12 protein-coding genes are annotated in these 17,201 nt (G+C 42.1%); 6 read left to right on the forward strand and 6 right to left on the reverse strand.

What is annotated here, in order from left to right:
- Positions 1-49 precede the first annotated feature (49 nt).
- Together ACO6S0_RS12915 and ACO6S0_RS12920 are read right to left on the reverse strand one after the other, a co-directional pair.
- Positions 50-1,801: a TonB-dependent receptor gene (locus ACO6S0_RS12915; RefSeq protein ID WP_422351828.1), complete on the reverse strand. Its 1,752-nt coding sequence runs from the start codon at positions 1,799-1,801 to the stop codon at positions 50-52.
- A gap of 11 nt (positions 1,802-1,812) precedes the next feature.
- On the reverse strand, positions 1,813-4,830 hold the full coding sequence (locus ACO6S0_RS12920) for a tetratricopeptide repeat protein (protein WP_422348776.1): 3,018 nt from the start codon (positions 4,828-4,830) through the stop codon (positions 1,813-1,815).
- A 209-nt stretch (positions 4,831-5,039) separates the two neighbouring features.
- Here ACO6S0_RS12920 and ACO6S0_RS12925 point away from each other — a divergent pair, with 209 nt between their 5' ends.
- Both ACO6S0_RS12925 and ppgK read left to right on the forward strand, forming a co-directional pair.
- Positions 5,040-5,723, forward strand: coding sequence for a cell division ATP-binding protein FtsE (locus ACO6S0_RS12925; protein WP_422348777.1), 684 nt, complete (start codon positions 5,040-5,042; stop codon positions 5,721-5,723).
- Between the two features lie 208 nt (positions 5,724-5,931).
- The gene (gene ppgK, locus ACO6S0_RS12930) at positions 5,932-6,705 is read left to right on the forward strand and encodes a polyphosphate--glucose phosphotransferase (protein WP_422348778.1); all 774 of its coding nucleotides are present in this window, start codon (positions 5,932-5,934) and stop codon (positions 6,703-6,705) included.
- A 77-nt stretch (positions 6,706-6,782) separates the two neighbouring features.
- Here the strand turns inward: ppgK and typA are convergent, their stop codons facing one another.
- The 3 genes from typA to ACO6S0_RS12945 form a co-directional block, all read right to left on the reverse strand.
- Positions 6,783-8,582 carry a translational GTPase TypA gene (gene typA, locus ACO6S0_RS12935; RefSeq protein WP_422348779.1) on the reverse strand — a complete coding sequence of 600 codons (1,800 nt, stop codon included), beginning with the start codon at positions 8,580-8,582 and terminating at the stop codon, positions 6,783-6,785.
- A 96-nt stretch (positions 8,583-8,678) separates the two neighbouring features.
- Positions 8,679-9,221 carry a hypothetical protein gene (locus tag ACO6S0_RS12940; protein WP_422348780.1) on the reverse strand — a complete coding sequence of 181 codons (543 nt, stop codon included), beginning with the start codon at positions 9,219-9,221 and terminating at the stop codon, positions 8,679-8,681.
- A gap of 59 nt (positions 9,222-9,280) precedes the next feature.
- Complete coding sequence (locus tag ACO6S0_RS12945) at positions 9,281-11,680, reverse strand: TonB-dependent receptor domain-containing protein (protein ID WP_422348781.1); 2,400 nt, start codon at positions 11,678-11,680, stop codon at positions 9,281-9,283.
- Between the two features lie 184 nt (positions 11,681-11,864).
- On the opposite strand from ACO6S0_RS12945, the gene ACO6S0_RS12950 reads away from it, so the two are divergent.
- The gene (locus ACO6S0_RS12950; RefSeq protein ID WP_422348782.1) at positions 11,865-12,923 is read left to right on the forward strand and encodes a sensor histidine kinase; all 1,059 of its coding nucleotides are present in this window, start codon (positions 11,865-11,867) and stop codon (positions 12,921-12,923) included.
- Entirely contained in the window at positions 12,920-13,642 is a 723-nt protein-coding gene (locus ACO6S0_RS12955; RefSeq protein WP_422348783.1) for a LytR/AlgR family response regulator transcription factor, read from the forward strand. The genes ACO6S0_RS12950 and ACO6S0_RS12955 overlap by 4 nt, the downstream gene beginning before the upstream one ends.
- Positions 13,643-13,646: 4 nt before the next feature.
- Here ACO6S0_RS12955 and ACO6S0_RS12960 read toward each other — a convergent pair whose 3' ends face one another.
- Positions 13,647-14,204: a hypothetical protein gene (locus ACO6S0_RS12960; protein ID WP_422348784.1), complete on the reverse strand. Its 558-nt coding sequence runs from the start codon at positions 14,202-14,204 to the stop codon at positions 13,647-13,649.
- A 70-nt stretch (positions 14,205-14,274) separates the two neighbouring features.
- Between ACO6S0_RS12960 and kdsA the strand changes: the two genes are divergently transcribed.
- Positions 14,275-15,093 (forward strand): 3-deoxy-8-phosphooctulonate synthase, encoded by an 819-nt coding sequence (gene kdsA / locus ACO6S0_RS12965; protein WP_422348785.1) that lies wholly within the window; start codon positions 14,275-14,277, stop codon positions 15,091-15,093.
- A gap of 12 nt (positions 15,094-15,105) precedes the next feature.
- Positions 15,106-17,079 (forward strand): DUF3857 domain-containing protein, encoded by a 1,974-nt coding sequence (locus ACO6S0_RS12970; RefSeq protein ID WP_422348786.1) that lies wholly within the window; start codon positions 15,106-15,108, stop codon positions 17,077-17,079.
- Positions 17,080-17,201 lie beyond the last annotated feature (122 nt).

The raw sequence follows: 17,201 nt of genomic DNA on the forward strand, positions 1-17,201 counted from the left end.
TGCATGTAATAACGATTTTCTTAGCACTTTATTGTGTTTTTCCTACAAATCAGAAGTCGAACTTATACGAAACACCGGCCAAGGCCTGAAAGCCCTGTACCCTAAAATTGGCCCAGCGTTGGTAATTGTTGTTGGCAATGTTGGAGGCTTTTACAAATATGGAGAGCTGTTCGTTAAATCGATAGCCTGCATGGGCGTTGGCATCAAAAAAACTGTCCAAGGTCACAATGGTGGCAGGAAATTCTGATGGGGTCGCATTTTGAATGGCCTGCGCCATCAAATCCTCACGTTCCCCAACATAGAACAAATTGGCTCCCAAATACCATTGCTCATTGATTTGATAATCCATGAACACAGAGCCCTTAATGCTTGGAAGATTCCATGCTGGATTATCTGTTTCGGTATCGTAATCAAAGAACTCCGCATTGATACCTAAGGTGAAATTTCTATTTACATCAACGTTCAGTTCCCCAAAAATGCCCAAAGTTTTTACATCATCATAAAACACCTGAAATGAATTCCCATAGTAGTAGCCCTTGTCATCGGTACGGAATAGGTTCTGCGGATTCAGAAAGAACAATGGTTTTCTGTTTTCCGCCGTGTAGGATCCCCTGATGTTGTACCCCACATTGGACATCAATTGCCCTTTTATACCGACATGGCCCTCGTATTGTTTGTCAGTGGGCTGGATGTCCAAAGTTGGGGATACATAAGGATTGTCTTGAACAAAGTCGTAGTAGGAATTTTGTTCCAGTTGCCCTTCAATTCCACCATAGGCGATTACCGTTTCATCCACCAAACGATAGGAAGCGGTAATTGCAGGGTAAATATAGAAGTTGGAATCACTGTTTTCCGTGTCCAGGCCATAAACAAAATTGGCACCCAAATTCAAGGTCAAATCATCACGCAATACCAGTAAACTTGGATTGATTCCCACTTGAAACTGGCTATAATTGATTTCCCCGTCATTAAGGGTATTGTTCAAGGAAGCGTTTTTAAAATTCCCATTTACAAAGTCCAATTTGGCATTGATGGTCACCAATTCCTCTGTTATGGGCAATTCCACAGACGGTTCCAAAACCACACGATTCTCCCCGGATTTTGTAGTGTCCCAAAACCTTCGCAACAGCACCTTGCCACTTTTAAAATAGGAATCTTCCAAATTCAAATGTGCCTTGGCTTGGGCATTGAAATAGTTTTGCGTCTCATCAATTCCTGCCACAGTGGCTTCATCAAAAGTCCCATTTTCCAAACCATACCAATTGTATAATTGATGTTGAAGACCAACACTGGCACCCCAATCCATATCCCTGTCCTTTTTGGCATAGGAAGCATCAAACTTGGTGTTGTAAAAATCCGCATCCAAAGGAGTGGTTTCTATGGCTCCCCTTGAGGAGTGATGGTTTAATCCAAAATCCAAAAGATCCTCCCCACGATTGAATTCACGACTGGTATACAATTCCACCAAAGCATTGTTGTAGTTCCCAAGACCTACCGAAGCGTAGGAATTATACAGGGTTGGTGGTGGCGTTCGTTTCACCTTGGAGGCCTTTCCTTTTGCTGGAGTGAAAGTAGAAGCGACGGGCACCGAGAAGATACTATAGTTGATGTTCTTTTTTTGAAGTACAATGGAATCGTTTAGATTGGGTGCCGATTTGATCTTAAAGGCATCCGAAACGGTGGGGGAATACGGTTTTACCACCGTAACCGTTTCTGTACCTATGTCATCGGTTTCCTGAGCAAAAACTGCTCCCCAAAGGCTCAAAAATAGAATCGAAAATATATGGTTTTTCCTTTGCATCATGTCTCGTATTAATTGCCCGGATCAACGGATGAATTGCTTTGGGCCTCCCTAGATTTTATCAATGCCAGTTCACCTTTGGCCTCCGCCACAATTTCATCATACTCCGAAAAATTGGAAATCACGCTTTCCAAAATATAGGTGGCCTGGAAGGCATCCTGCAACGCATAAAAATTCTTAGCCATTAAGATCAAACCTTTGCCACCCCATTCTTTATAAGCGGAATAATCCTTGGCCAATTTTTGCACCGCGATATTGGAACTTTCAAAATCCTGGTTTTTATGCTTAAAGAGCGCATCATAATACCAAGCTTCGGCCGCCAACTCCCCAGTGGCAATTTTCTTGACTTCACTATATGCCGTCTCCGCCAAGGCTTCGTCGTTAGTAGCAATTGCAGATCGGGCAATCATGATCTGGGCATCACTTTTTATCCGGTTATCAATTTTAGGCGCTTTCAACACCTTTTCTGCATACGCAATGGTCTTGCTGTAATTGTCTTGCCCGTAATATCCCTTCATCAAATTGGATTGGGCAAAAGTTCTGTTTTGGGCTATTTCTGCCGTATTTTCCAATTGTTCCAAATAGGGAATAGCCTTTTGATAATCCTGTTTTCCCACGTAAATCTCGCACACCCTGGTCAGTGCCTGCTCGGTGTACTCACCGCTTCCGCTATTGGCCACTACCAAGTATTTTTCCAATGCTTGGTCTTTCATCTCTTTCCCAAAATACAGCTGCGCCAGGTTAAAATTCGCCTGTAGGGATTGGATTCCAGTTGGAAACTCCTTTAAATAATCTTCAAAAGCACGGATGGCGGCATCGGTTTTTCGCTCGGCATATTTTCTGTCTGCCGCCTCAAAACTAGCATTGTCCAACTCGGCATCGGTTACTTCCACAAAATCGAGATTTCTTACCCAAGCAGCATATTCGCTTACCCTACCCTCATCTACATACACCAATTTTGCCGTGGCCACGGCCTGTTTGGCCTCTTGGGTATTCGGGTATTTCTGAACCACAGCTTTTAATTTGGTCAGTGCTTGACCATTTCTGTTGGCATTGTAATGCACCAATCCCTGGCGCAACATGGCACGGGGCGCAAACTTGCTTCTGGAAAACTCTTCGATCAAACGATCGTAGCTCTGCAATCCCAAACTTTCATTATCCGATTTGATATAGGAATTCCCCAACTCGAACAAGGCATCATCCCGTAAAGAAGATTTGGGATAGCGGGTCAAAAATTGGTTGATCCCTTCAATTTTTGTGGAATTCTTACCCAAAAATCCATGACAAAGGGTCTTCTGAAAAGCGGCATAATCTCTTTCAGGGCCATTCATTTTTGAAGCCTCATTATAGGCCGACAGCGCTGAATTGTATTTACTGGTCACGAAGTAACTATCCCCCAGACGCACATAACTATCGTTGGTTTTTTCATCCGTTCCACCAGCTGTTGTCACTTTATTAAAATGTGAAATAGCCTTGTTGTAATCCTTCAATTTAAAATGGCAATACCCCAGATTGTAATCCAAATCCTGATACTCTTCCAAATTCCTTGCAGCAGAATTGCCTTCAAACTTTCCAAAATCAGATAAAGCTTCTTCAAAGCGATTTAACCTATAGTTGCTCTCCGCCATCCAGTATTGAGCCCTCGCCTCAAACGTTGGGTTCTCCGCACTCTTGATGGATTTGGAAAAACGCTCAACGGCAGCCTCATAATCGCCATCCAAAAACAATTCTACCCCTCGATAGAAAGCAACCTTCTGATAGGTCTCCTTGCTGGCATAACCTTTATTTTTTTCCAAAAGCTCCATAGCTCCCTCAAAATTCTTGGAGGTGATATAGGAATCCACCAAAAGTTCCTGTATTTCTTGTTGGTGTTCATCCCTTGGATATTTTTCCAAATAGGTTCCCATGACCTGGGGAACAGGCTCGTAGGCATTTCCAATTTCATAGCTCAACCGCGCATAGTTGAGCAATGCGTCTTTTGTAATCTCTGGACTAAAGTCCATTTGGGAAGCATTTCTGAATGCATTTAACGCTTCCGATTTTTTATTGAGCTTGAGATAACATTCCGCTAGATGGTAATAGGCGTTTTGCGAAACGCTATTGGTGCCACCGATGATCTTGTTGAACTGCTGTATGGCCCCTTCAAAATCACCTTGCATATAATGGCTATAGCCCATTAAGTAGTAGTCCGTATTGCTGAGCTTGCCTCTTCTCCCCTTGTATTTTTTAAGATATGGGAGGGCTTCGTCATATTTTTTCAGGTTGAAATAACTTTCCCCAATAATCTTGTTCAGTTCCGAAACTTCTTTACGATCTGATTTGGGTAGTTGCTTTTTGGCCATGGCGATAGCTTCCTCAAAATTGCCCAACTTGAAATTTAGGTCTGCTTGATAATAGGAAAGTTTTTCGTTAAGTAACTCCGGGTCTGTGATTTGATCAAATCGGGCACTGGCCTCATCGTAGTCATCCTGTTCATAGGCAATGTATCCAAGATAGTATTTGGCCTGGGAACCATATTTTTGGGAGGTGCTCACCCTACTCAAGTAACGTTCGGCTTCCTTTGGTCTTCTGGAAGCATACAATGCATAGCCGTTGTTGAAATTGAAGCGTTCCTTGTCCGCATTGGACATAGCGGACTGGTCCACCTTTTTGTACCACTTCAGGGAATATGGGTATTTACCCGTCTCAAAATAATAATCGGCCACATCCAAGAAAGCCGAATTACGCTTGGTGGATGTGGGATAACGTTCCACAAAATCCTCCATCATTTTATCCGCTCCGCGTTGGTTTAATCGAATAGCAGCATTGGCTGCATAGTAAGCACTATTGGCCTCTGTCTCACCATCAGAAGTGCTGGTCTTTACCTTTTCAAAAATAGCCTGGGCGGCTTGGTATTGTTGATTGTTGTACAAAGCCAAAGCATCTTGAAAAGCCTTGTCTTCATGGGAAAATACCTGTGTCTCTTGGGCAAAAAGAATTGAAACAGTTCCCAGAAAAATGGGAACTAAAAGGAAGCTTTTTCGACTCATAGTGTTCTACGCTGTTCTCGATTGACTGTTACCATAACGTCAAAATTCAAGCCAAAGTATATTTTTAATAAATCGAAAAGAGACAAAGTCCTGTCCAAGTTAATTTTAAACATGGTAACTTTGGAATAGGTTTTGACCTCTTTTTTGAGTTAAAATCTTGGTTCCCAAGGAGCAAAATAAATGCTTAACCTTATAAACCTTTGCCTTAAATGTCCGAAACGATTCTAAAATTACAGGATGTCGCCGTCTTTCAAAATGAAAATCTTATCCTAAACCATATTACCCTCCAAGTAAAAAAGGGGGAATTCGTTTACGTAATCGGTAAAACTGGCAGTGGAAAGAGCAGTTTCATGAAAACGCTTTACGCCGATTTACCCTTGAAGCAAGGAACAGGTACCATTGTGGATTTTGACCTGAAAAATCTGGAGGAGAAGGAAATTCCATATTTACGACGCAAACTTGGAATCGTATTCCAAGATTTTAAACTGCTCCCGGACCGCAATGTAAACAACAACCTCAGATTTGTGCTCAAGGCCACCGGATGGACGGACGACTCCAAAATGGATGCTAAAATTGAGGAAGTTTTGGACAAGGTGGGTATGAAAACCAAAGGTTTTAAGTTTCCCCATGAACTATCTGGGGGAGAGCAGCAACGTATTGCCATTGCCAGGGCACTCCTGAACGATCCCGAAATTATTTTGGCCGATGAGCCAACCGGGAACCTTGACCCACAGACCAGTGTAGAGGTCATGAAGGTTTTGCAGGATATCAATCAAACCGGAAGGACGGTCATCATGGCCACCCACGACTATGCCCTGATATTGAAATATCCGCACAAAACGCTCAAATGTGATGGTAGTAAGGTTTTTGAGGTCATCCAAAAAGCCGTCTAAATATTTGCACAAGGATTAGGATCAAGCGCAATTCCCTGGTTACGATTTCGAGCTTACCAAACCTAAGAACAAACCAAATTCATTGGAAAATTTGTGTTTACCCCATAGTATTTTGGTCGTTGATAACAATTGGAAAATCCAACAAATCAACACTTTGATGGCAAAAAGATTTTTGTTTCTTTGTCAAAATTAAATCTACACTCCATTCATGGAAATTCTTGGTATTGATATTGGCGGATCGGGCATTAAAGGCGCATTGGTGAACGCCGAAACTGGTGAAATGGTATCTGAACGATTTCGAATCCCTACACCCAAAGGACGCAAACCCAATGATATGGCAGAAGTTGTCATGCAAATTGTGGATCACTTCGACTATGAAGGTCCAGTGGGCTGCGGTTTCCCGACCATTGTCAAAAATGGGGTTTGTACCTCTGCCGGCAATCTGGATTCAAGCTGGGTAGGTGTCAATATTGACGAGCTTTTTACCCAGGCAACCGGCCATGAATTTACTGTGCTCAACGATGCTGATGCCGCTGGATATGCCTCCATGAATTATGGTGTTGGGAAAGGGCAAAAGGGACTGGTCATAATGATAACCATCGGTACAGGCTTGGGCAGTGGTGCGTTTTACAATGGCATTCTACTCCCCAATTTTGAATTGGGTCAAATTCCCTATAAAAAGTACAAGAAAATTGAGCAATGGGCAGCCGCCTCGGCCAAGGAACGGGAAAATCTAAGCTATGAAAAATGGGGCAAGCGTTTCAATAAGTTCCTTCATTATGTGGAATTGATTACCGCACCTGACTTGATCATTGTGGGCGGTGGCACCTCCAAAAAATGGAGGGAATTCAGCCATTTGATCACTATTGAAACCGAGGTGGTCAAAGCGGAATTAATGAATCATGCAGGAATCATCGGTCCTGCTGTTGCCTGTTTACGGGAACAACACCACGGACACTTGAATCTTAGTACGAACGGGTAATCAAGAATGCCATTCCCGCGACCGCGTGCCGCCAAAAGCTTTAGCGGCGACGCAAAGCAGGAATCCGTTAACCAACCTTAATCGATTTTGTTCCTTTTTCTATCTACCTCTTTGAGATAGATTTTTCTAAGGCGCAAATGATTTGGGGTTACCTCCACATACTCGTCCTTCTGGATGTACTCCAAAGCCTCTTCCAATGAAAATTTGATGGCCGGAACAATTTTAGCCTTGTCATCGGCACCTGCCGATCTTACGTTGGACAGTTTTTTGGTTTTGGTAACATTGATCGTCATATCATCCCCTCTTGAGTTCTCCCCGATGACCTGTCCTTCATAAATTTCTTCTCCCGGGTCAATAAAGAACTTACCACGCTCTTGAAGTTTGTCTATAGAGTACGGAATGGCGGTACCATTTTCCATGGAAACCAATGATCCATTAATACGTTGGGCAATCTCTCCCTTTAAGGGTTGGTATTCCAAAAATCGATGTGCCATAATGGCCTCACCAGCAGTGGCTGTCAACAATTGGTTACGTAGACCAATAATTCCCCTTGATGGAATCACAAATTCACAAAGCATACGGGAACCTTTGGCCTCCATACTGGTCATCTCCCCTTTTCGGATGGAAACCATCTCCACAGCCCTTCCCGAAACTTCCTCTGGAAGGTCTATGGTCAAATGCTCTACTGGTTCGCATTTTTGCCCATCAATTTCCTTGATGATTACTTGGGGCTGTCCAATTTGAAGTTCGTAGCCCTCCCTGCGCATGGTCTCAATTAAAACCGAAAGATGCAGAACACCTCTTCCAAAAACCATGAACCTATCCGCACTATCGGTCTCCTCAACCCTTAAGGCCAGGTTCTTCTCCAATTCTTTCTCCAAACGTTCCTTAATATGTCTGGAGGTCACAAACTTGCCGTCCTTACCAAAAAATGGACTATCATTAATGGTGAACAGCATACTCATGGTAGGTTCATCAATGGCGATGGTCTTCAACTTTTCTGGATTTTCAAAATCCGCTACCGTATCACCAATTTCAAATCCTTCAACCCCTACAATAGCACAAATGTCCCCAGCAACTACTTCTGCAACTTTTTGGCGTCCCAATCCTTCAAATGTGAATAGCTCCTTGACCTTGGTTTTGACAATGCTTCCATCTCTTTTAACCAAAGAAATTTGTTGTCCTTCCTTAAGTGTACCGCGTTGCAAACGACCAATGGCAATCCGCCCTGTAAAGGATGAAAAATCCAAGGAGGTAATGAGCATTTGGGTTGAACCTTCTTCCGGTTTAAACTCCGGTACATGGTCAATGACCATATCCAAAAGCGGTTCTATGTTGTCTGTGGGCTTTTGCCAATCCTCACTCATCCAATTTTGCTTGGCAGAACCATACACTGTTGGAAAATCCAACTGCCACTCTTCCGCTCCAAGCTCAAACATGAGATCAAAAACCTTTTCATGCACTTCTTCCGGAGTGCAGTTTTCCTTGTCTACCTTGTTGATCACCACACAAGGTTTCAACCCTAAATCAATGGCCTTTTGCAATACAAAACGCGTTTGCGGCATGGGTCCTTCAAAGGCATCCACCAACAACAAAACCCCATCAGCCATGTTCAATACCCTTTCCACTTCTCCTCCAAAATCCGCGTGACCAGGAGTATCAATAATGTTGATTTTGGTGTCTTTATAGACCACAGAAACGTTCTTGGAAACAATCGTGATCCCACGCTCGCGTTCCAAATCGTTGTTGTCCAGAATCAGGTCGCCTTTGTTTTCGTTATCCCGAAACAAACGGCAGTGGTACATGATCTTGTCCACCAAGGTAGTTTTACCATGGTCTACGTGCGCTATGATTGCAATGTTCTTGATCTTGGACATAAGCTGAATTTTAAGCCCGCAAAGATACTGCTATTTTTTACTTGTGCACCTTAAGAATTGTTATTTTTATCTTATTGATTATGAGGAAGTTTGCGCCTATCTATTTTTGCGAACAACCCAGCCCAATTTAATGGCTGCAAATAATCCAAAATCATCATCGAATTCATCAAAGAAATAGGCTGGCCCCACCTCAAATCGAAAACTGAGTCCTTTTTTTCCAACCCGCTGCAACCCATACACTGCGCCTGCAACCGCAAAGAAGTCTGACGAATAATCCAAATCTCCCAAGACAGCATTCCCGCCTTGCAATCCTATAGTTGGAGCGATGTAATTTCCCGTGTTTTCGGATATTTTCTTATCCAAATCCAGGCGTCGCTGAAAATTGTAGTAGTGCCGATACTGCAATTTTCCAATGGGATAAATCCCAAAACCAGAGCCGAAAAAATCGGAATCCCGGTACGCAAAGCCAATTGTAGCTTCGGCGGTTAAAGTTGAATTCTGGGAAATTCCATGTTCATACACCACCCCTGGCAGTAATACGTTGACCGTAAATTGGTGATCTTCGACATTTTTATTTGTTTGGGCACAAAGCAGTGCGGGAAGAAAAAATAGGAAAGTAAAAAAGTTGGAAATCTTCATTTGTTTAATTTTTGGTTATGCGGTTTTTTTATCAAAGACCGAACCAAAAATCTAATTCCCTAACTTCCAATACGTTTGTTTTCGTCCTCTAATCCTGTCTTGCGTTTTCTAGCCTTTTTTATCTCGTTTCTTCCAAAATCGTAGGTAAAACTAAAGGCCATCTGCCTTGAATCACTACCGCCATTGCCGTCTATAAATAAATTTCCAAACTGTGTGGTGCCACGCCAAGGGACCGTGTACAGTATGTCGTTGAATGACAATCTTCCAGTGACCTTGTTATCTAAAAATTTCTTCTGAAAAGCCAAATTCAAAGACCCCAAGGATTTGGTGGCATAGGTTCCGCCCCAAATGGACGGGGAACTAAACCAACCTGAAACTTCCATCTTAAAACCTTTGGACAGGGTAAATGTATTCTGGGCGTAGAAACTTAGAGTTTCCTGTTTTACGGCCAAAAATTCGGGACTTGTTGGTTTGTAGTCACTGATATAGGCATTCAAACTGAAGTAAAGGTTCCACCATTCGTAAATCTTCTTCGGATACGAAACCCCCAGATTGATTACCTCCTGATCGGCCACGTTCAAAGTGGTTAAAAAATTGGTGTTCTCCCCTTCTGCAACGGTCACCTTGGCAAAAAAGTCGGAAATGTAGGAATAGCTCAGCGAGGTGGTCAACCTATAATTGAAGGTGTGGGAAAGTTTGATGTTATCCGTATACTGGGGTTGCAAAAATGGATTGCCCTTTCCAAAGGAAAGCTCATTCAGTTTGTACTCAAAAGGATTTAAGGATTGATAATTGGGCCTTTGAATCCGTTTGCTGTAGGTCAATGCAAACTGGTTTTTGCGGTTCATTTGAAAAGTCAATCCGCCAGAAGGGAAATAATCTACATAATTTCGTTCTACCCGTTCATCTGCATTGTCCTGAGTGCTCTCAAGTATGCCATCGGATATAGTGTTTTCCATTCGCAAGCCCATTTGCATATTCCATTTTCTCCATTTTTTGTTGTAATTGACATAAGCCGCATTTATGTTTTCCTTATAGCTGAACTGATTGCTCTGGGAAGGGTCCAAAACATTCTGCTCACCTATTTGATTAAAAAAATCGAATGTATTATCGGTATTCACGTAAGAGAGTTTAAAACCCAATCCCAGTTTTCCTTTTATAAAATTCTGCTCATAGTCTGCTTTTACCGTTGCAATATCAATATCAATGGGCGTTTCTTGGAGTGTTATCCGCTCTACGAGTATTTGCGTTTCCGTTGCATCAAAATATCGGTTGGGTTGGTATGCATTTCTATCACTATTGTATTTCCCAAAATCCAAATCCACATTAAAACTGTATCCCAAGGTATCGGAATACCGATAGTTCAGATTAGCATTAATATTATAGGAAGTATTGTCTATTTGGTTCAAGGCTACCAAAATACTGTCCACTTGAATGGTCTCCACAGGTCTTATGGGTGTTCTGGAATTATCAGTGTTAAATCCGTTGTTGAAATTGCCATTGAATATGGCTCCAACGGTATTTTTATCATTGATGTAATAATCGTAGCCCAGTTTAATATTGTTGCTGTTACGATCATAAACACTATTGGTTTCGGCATCAAATTGGGTGTTCACCTGGGTTCGGTACAGATTAATGAACCCTGTACTTTTCCCGAACCTGTTGCTGTAAGTTCCATAAAAGTTGCCTTTTCTTCCCCTATTGTTAAAGTTCAGACTGGAATTGAACCTTGCGAAATCCCCATTGTTCAATCCTGAGGTATAGGTGCCGTTGGTTCCCAGACTTTTGTCTTTTTTTAGCTTGATGTTGATGATTCCAGCGTTTCCCGCAGCATCATACTTTGAGGAAGGTTGGGTAATTATTTCAACGGCCTCTACATCTGTTGCTTGAAGGCTCTCCAAATAGTTGGTCAAGTCCTCCCCTTGCAAAACCGAAGGTTTTCCATCAATAAAGATTTGAACCCCGGTTTTGCCTTCCACTATAATGCTCCCACTGTTGTCCACAATCACTCCAGGTGCTTTACGCAATAGTTCGAAGGCGCTGGTTCCTGTGGCATTGATGGTATTTTCCACATTAAACACTGTTTTATCCGCCAAGACCTGAACCATGGGTTTTTCGGCAACCACCGTTACCTCTTCCAGACTTTCTGCCGTTTCCAACAAAATTACCGGCCCCAGGTTCCGAGTGCCCCCTTGGAAATTCAACTTTCTGTCATTATCAGCGTAGCCAATACTGGATACCTTGAATTGATATTCGCCAGGCAGTATCCCTTTGAGTTCAAAAGTCCCGTCCTCTGCACTAATAGTAGCTTTCACCAGACTTCCATCCAAGACAGCGTTAAGGGTTACGGCAGCATAAGGAATGGGTATACCCGTTTCGGATTGCACATTGCCTTTTATGGATTGGGCCGAAGTTGTACCAACAGCAAGTAAAAAAAGGAGTGCGATGTAATGCTTCATGATTTCGGATTTAAAATTAGATACTCAAAATTTCCCCATTGGTTACAGCTATGAAAGTAGAATCTGATGAGTTGGCCCATTTCCGGTTAAATGGCCCGGACCATCTGTCGTCCTATAAGGCATCTCGTCAGAATAAGCTGTAACCAACTTCATTTTGTTAGTATCTTTCAAAAAAGATTTGATTATGCACAGAAAAATCTTGTGGGGCATTTCCGTAAAAGAAATTCTTATGGTATTGTCCTTTTATGTGGTGTCCTCCTTTTTTTATCACTTAACGGTATGGCTAAGCGCAGCCGATCATGCGGATGTGAATGTGACTTTGTTGGGAATCAAGGCCTTTGTGGACGGTGGCGGACTCCAGTATGGTATCTTTTTATTGTTCACCATTCCTATTTGGTGGTTGCTTTTTGTTAAGCTAAAACACAAGAAGTTATGGGTGCGACTTTCCCTGCACATAATTTTCCTTCCAGTATTCATCTATGTTTCCAGAATTATCTATTATGATGTATGCGAAGCCTTGGAATGGTTTCATCTAACAGGTTCCGCAGAAGTCTGGGACCTTTACATTCCTGCCATGTTCTACCTCATTCAATTTGGAATTTACCATGGGTACGAGCATTATCAGGAAAACCAGAAAAAACTGAAACTCGAAGGGGAATTGAAGCAGGCGGCCCTGAAGAGCGAACTAGCCGCAATCAAAGCTCAGCTCAATCCCCATTTTCTCTATAATGTGTTTAATACCATTAACGCTTCCGTACCCCCCAAACAGGAAAAGACAAGACAACTTATAGCCACTTTGTCCGACTTGTTCCGCTATCAGCTTAAGGCTTCCAAAAAAGAGCTGGTCACCTTGGAAGAGGAACTGGATTTTGTTAAAAAGTACCTGCAGCTGGAAAAAGCTCGTTTTGAAGAGCGCTTGACCATAAAAATCAATGTGCCCAAAAGTCTTTACCAAGAGCAAATTCCACCTATGTTGCTGCAACCATTGGTTGAAAATTCGGTAAAACATGGCATATCCAACACCTTGAAGGGCGGAACCGTTGCCATTTCCATTTATAAAGAGGAGGGCAAACTAAAGTTTGAAATAGCTGATACAGGTATTGGGATAAAGGACAAAGCGAATCTGTTTGACAAAGGAGTGGGACTCACCAACACCAGGATACGGCTCCAGAAAATGTATCAATCCCAGATGGAAATTTTGGACAATGAGCCCCAAGGCCTAAAAATTAGTTTTGCCCTATGAAAAAGGTCATTATTGCGGATGATGAAAATGCCGGAAGGGTCTTGATCAAGGAGTACCTACAGGATTACCCCGATCTTGTACTTATTTCAGAAGTGAACAACGGAGTGGATGCCATTGCCGAAATCAATAAATTCAAACCTGACCTTGTTTTTTTGGATATCCAAATGCCGGGTAAGACTGGCTTCGAGGTGCTCAATCATTTGGAGGAAATTCCCAAAATCATCTTCTCAACCGCCTATGATGAATATGCACTCAAGGCTTTTGAGGTCCATGCAATTGATTATTTGCTCAAACCTTATACCAAGGAGCGATTTAAAATTGCCGTGGAGCGCTTAAATGGGGAGAACGAAAAGTTAGGTGCGCTGGCCCAGAGTATTTTTATGGAAGATACCACCTATCCTACACGGGTATTGGTTCAATTCAACAAAAAGCTCATTACTGTAAAGTGCGATGAGATTCTTTGGATTGAAGCCTATGGGGACTATTCCAGGATTCATACGGTGGGACAAGTGTATTTGAGCAACTTTGGGATTTCGGATCTAGAAAAAAAACTGAATCCGCAATTGTTTTTAAGGGTACACAGATCCTCCATAATCAATTTGGACAAGGTTCAAGAATTGAACAAATATGGAAAAAGCTACGATGTTACCCTTGAAAATGGTGACGTTGTAAGAGTCAGTCGTGGATATATGGATACCATAAAGCGTCTATTGATTTAAATCACTATCGCCCCACGCACCAACGTTTTTCACTAATGATCCATCCAATGCTCAGATTTACCACGGGATGGATACCACCTTCAAAAGGGCCCAAATAATATCCTGCTCCAGCATCAATGGAGAAGCTTAGGCCGGCATCAAAACTGCGTTGAATCCCATAGACCAAACCACCATAGCCATGTACTCCGTCTATCGTCCTGCCCTCAACAACACGGGCGTCCGGAGAAAATAAGGCAACTGTTGGTGCCAAGTAATTACCGGAATTTCCATAGATGTCCCGTCCGCGTCTTTGCCTCCCATTAAAATTGTGGTAATATCTGTTTTGAACGGTAATAGCAGGAAAAAAGTCATAGTTTTCCAAGGGTTCTGAACTTGCGGGCTCCAAAGCTGCCTGCCAAGCAATGCGAACATCCAACGTACTGTTGACCCCCAATCCCATTTCGTACTCCAAACCAGGATTGGCGACATTGAGTTTGAACTGCCTTACCTCGCAATTTTTCCCATACTGGCCATACCCAAAAATGGAGCAGAACAACACTGTAATCACATGAATTCTAAACATTGTAGGTTAATTTGGCACTATTAAAACTATTCCTTGTTCAAAATAGTATTTTTGCACAAACTCTTTGTGCATGCAGTTAGACGTAATTCCCCAGATAAAACATACAAAAAGCGATAATTTTTTCCTTTTGGCGGGTCCTTGTGCCATTGAAGGTGAAGACATGGCCCTTCGAATTGCGGAGCGCGTGGTGGAAATCACCAATAAGCTGGAAATACCCTATGTGTTCAAAGGGAGTTTTAAAAAAGCCAACCGAAGTAGAATTGATTCCTTTACTGGAATTGGGGATGAAAAAGCACTTAAAATCCTGAGAAAAGTTTCGGAAACCTTTAAAGTGCCAACCGTAACAGACATTCATGAAGTTTCTGATGCCACCAAAGCTGCTGAATATGTGGATGTGCTTCAAATCCCTGCCTTTTTGGTACGTCAAACCGATTTGGTGGTAGCGGCAGCCAAAACAGGAAAAGTGGTCAACCTAAAAAAAGGGCAATTTATGAGCCCAGAAAGCATGCAACATGCGGTTAGAAAAGTTTCGGATTCTGGAAGCGACAAAGCTTGGATCACCGATCGTGGCACCATGTTCGGTTATCAAGACATGGTGGTTGATTTTAGGGGCATTCCCACCATGAAACAGTATGCTCCCGTGGTTTTGGACGTGACCCACAGTCTACAACAACCCAATCAATCTTCTGGGGTTACCGGCGGTAGACCGGCATTGATCGGAACCATGGCCCGTGCTGGTATAGCAGCTGGCGTGGACGGACTTTTTATGGAAACCCATTTTGACCCGGCCAATGCCAAAAGTGATGGAGCCAATATGTTAGATCTTAGTTTGCTGGAAAAATTGCTTGCCGATCTGGCAACACTTAGAAAAGCTGTCAATTCCCTATAATCTTCCACATTTATGAACCTCAAAAAAATGGCTCTGGCCTTTGCGTGCTGTTATTGCATTGTCTTATCTGGACAGGACAAACTTGAATTTGGACAACTTAGCAAATTCGAAAAAACTTTTACCGAATACCCTAAGGATACCACCGCCAATGCTATTGTCCTCCATGAAGTAGGTGAAGATCGATTTGCTGTCATCAATGATCGCATACAGTTGGTGAAAAAATACCATGTTAAAATTAAAATTCTAGACCGACACGGTTTTGACCAGGCAGATATTGCCATTCCGTATTACCATACTGATCAAGTTTCCGAAAAGGTTCAGAACATTAAAGCGGTCACCCATAATGGTATCGCAAAATATTGGGTTCAAAAGGCCAAAATATATGCTACAGACCTTACTGAAAATTGGTCCGAAAAGAGATTCACATTTCCTAATGTGAAAGAGGGAAGCATATTGGAATATGAATACGAATTGGTCTCCCCCTACCTTTTTAATCTTACAGGTTGGTCTTTTCAGAGCGACATTCCCAAAGTAAGAAGCGAATTTTACGCTGAAATCCCTGGAAATTATGTCTACAACAGATCCTTGGTAGGGTCTTTGGATCTGGACATAAATGAATCCAAACTAAAAAAAAGCTGCTTTAAAGTACCGGGGTTTGCCACAGCTGCAGATTGTGAAGTCATCCGGTATGTAATGAAAGATATTCCCGCCTTCAAGGAAGATGAGGATTACATGCTGGCAGCTTCCAATTATATTTCCAGAATCGATTTTGAAATGTCCGAGCACAAATCTGTCAATGGAAATGTGGAAAAATACACCAAAAGCTGGAAGGATGTGGATCGTGAGTTTAGAACAGATAAGGACATAGGGCGGCAGTTGACCAAGCAATCATTTTTTGGTAAAAATGTTCCTCAGATGCTTTTTGAAGAACCTGATTCCCTAAAAAGAGCCATGGGAATCTATGACTTTGTCCAGAATCACTTTACGTGGAACAACAAATATAGTATCCATAAGGGCAGTCGCGTAAAATCCGCATTTGAGAAGCAAACGGGAAGTGTGGGCGAAATCAATCTTACATTGATCAATCTGCTTCAATTGGGAGGCTTGAAGACAGATATTGTCCTTATGTCTACCAGAAAAAATGGGTTGCCCAAAAGAACACACCCCGTCATGTCTGATTTCAACTATCTCATAGCTAAAGTTGATATAGGAGGGACAAGTTATCTATTGGATGCAACAGATAAAAACATCCCATTTGGAATGCTACCCTTCAAATGTCTAAACCATTATGGGCGGGTAATGGATTTTAAAAATGGTAGTTATTGGCATGCCATTAATCCAACAAAAAACAATGCCAGAGTGGTAAGGGGACGCGTATTCTTGGATATGGAAAACAATCAACTAAAAGGAGAATTCAACACTTCGGAAACAGGTTATTTCGGGGTATCCAAACAAAGAACAACCCAATCACTGTCTGAAGATGATTATTTGATTGCGCTTGAAAAGAAATTTAGTCCCGGAATAGAAGGAACGATATCAGATTATGCCAAGGTGGAAAAGTTGACCAACATGAGCCAGGTGGTCGAAAAATTCAAGCTGGAATGGGAACAAGTATTGAATAAGGAAGTCCTTTACCTTAATCCCTTTTTTATAAGATTCTTCGAAGAAAATCCATTTGTTTTGGAAGAACGAAACTATCCTATAGATTTTGGCCATCCCAGAACGTTCACTTATCAAATTGCCATCCAAATTCCAGAGGGATATAGAATTGAGAGTCTTCCTGAAGGAAAAGCAATGGCATTGGGAGCTAAATCTGGACATTTGAGGTTCCAATGTTCCAGTGATCAGCGGTTACTTACTGTACTGTTCAACCTAAAAATAAATCATTCTTATTTTAATTCAGAGGATTACGACGCCCTTAAGGAGTTTTTTAAAAATGCGGTGGATATCCAAAAAAACACCATGATAAAGTTTTCGAAAAACTAATTTACCTTGTTCCTCTTGGAAACATCAATTGGGACAAAAGAAATCTTTCTTTAGGCAATCCAACCCACTAATGTTCAAAACCATAACCCGCCCAAGCTTAGGATAAAAGAATTTTGTTACTA

This window comes from Flagellimonas sp., from assembly GCF_965233845.1.
Classification (GTDB): Bacteria; Bacteroidota; Bacteroidia; order Flavobacteriales; family Flavobacteriaceae; genus Flagellimonas.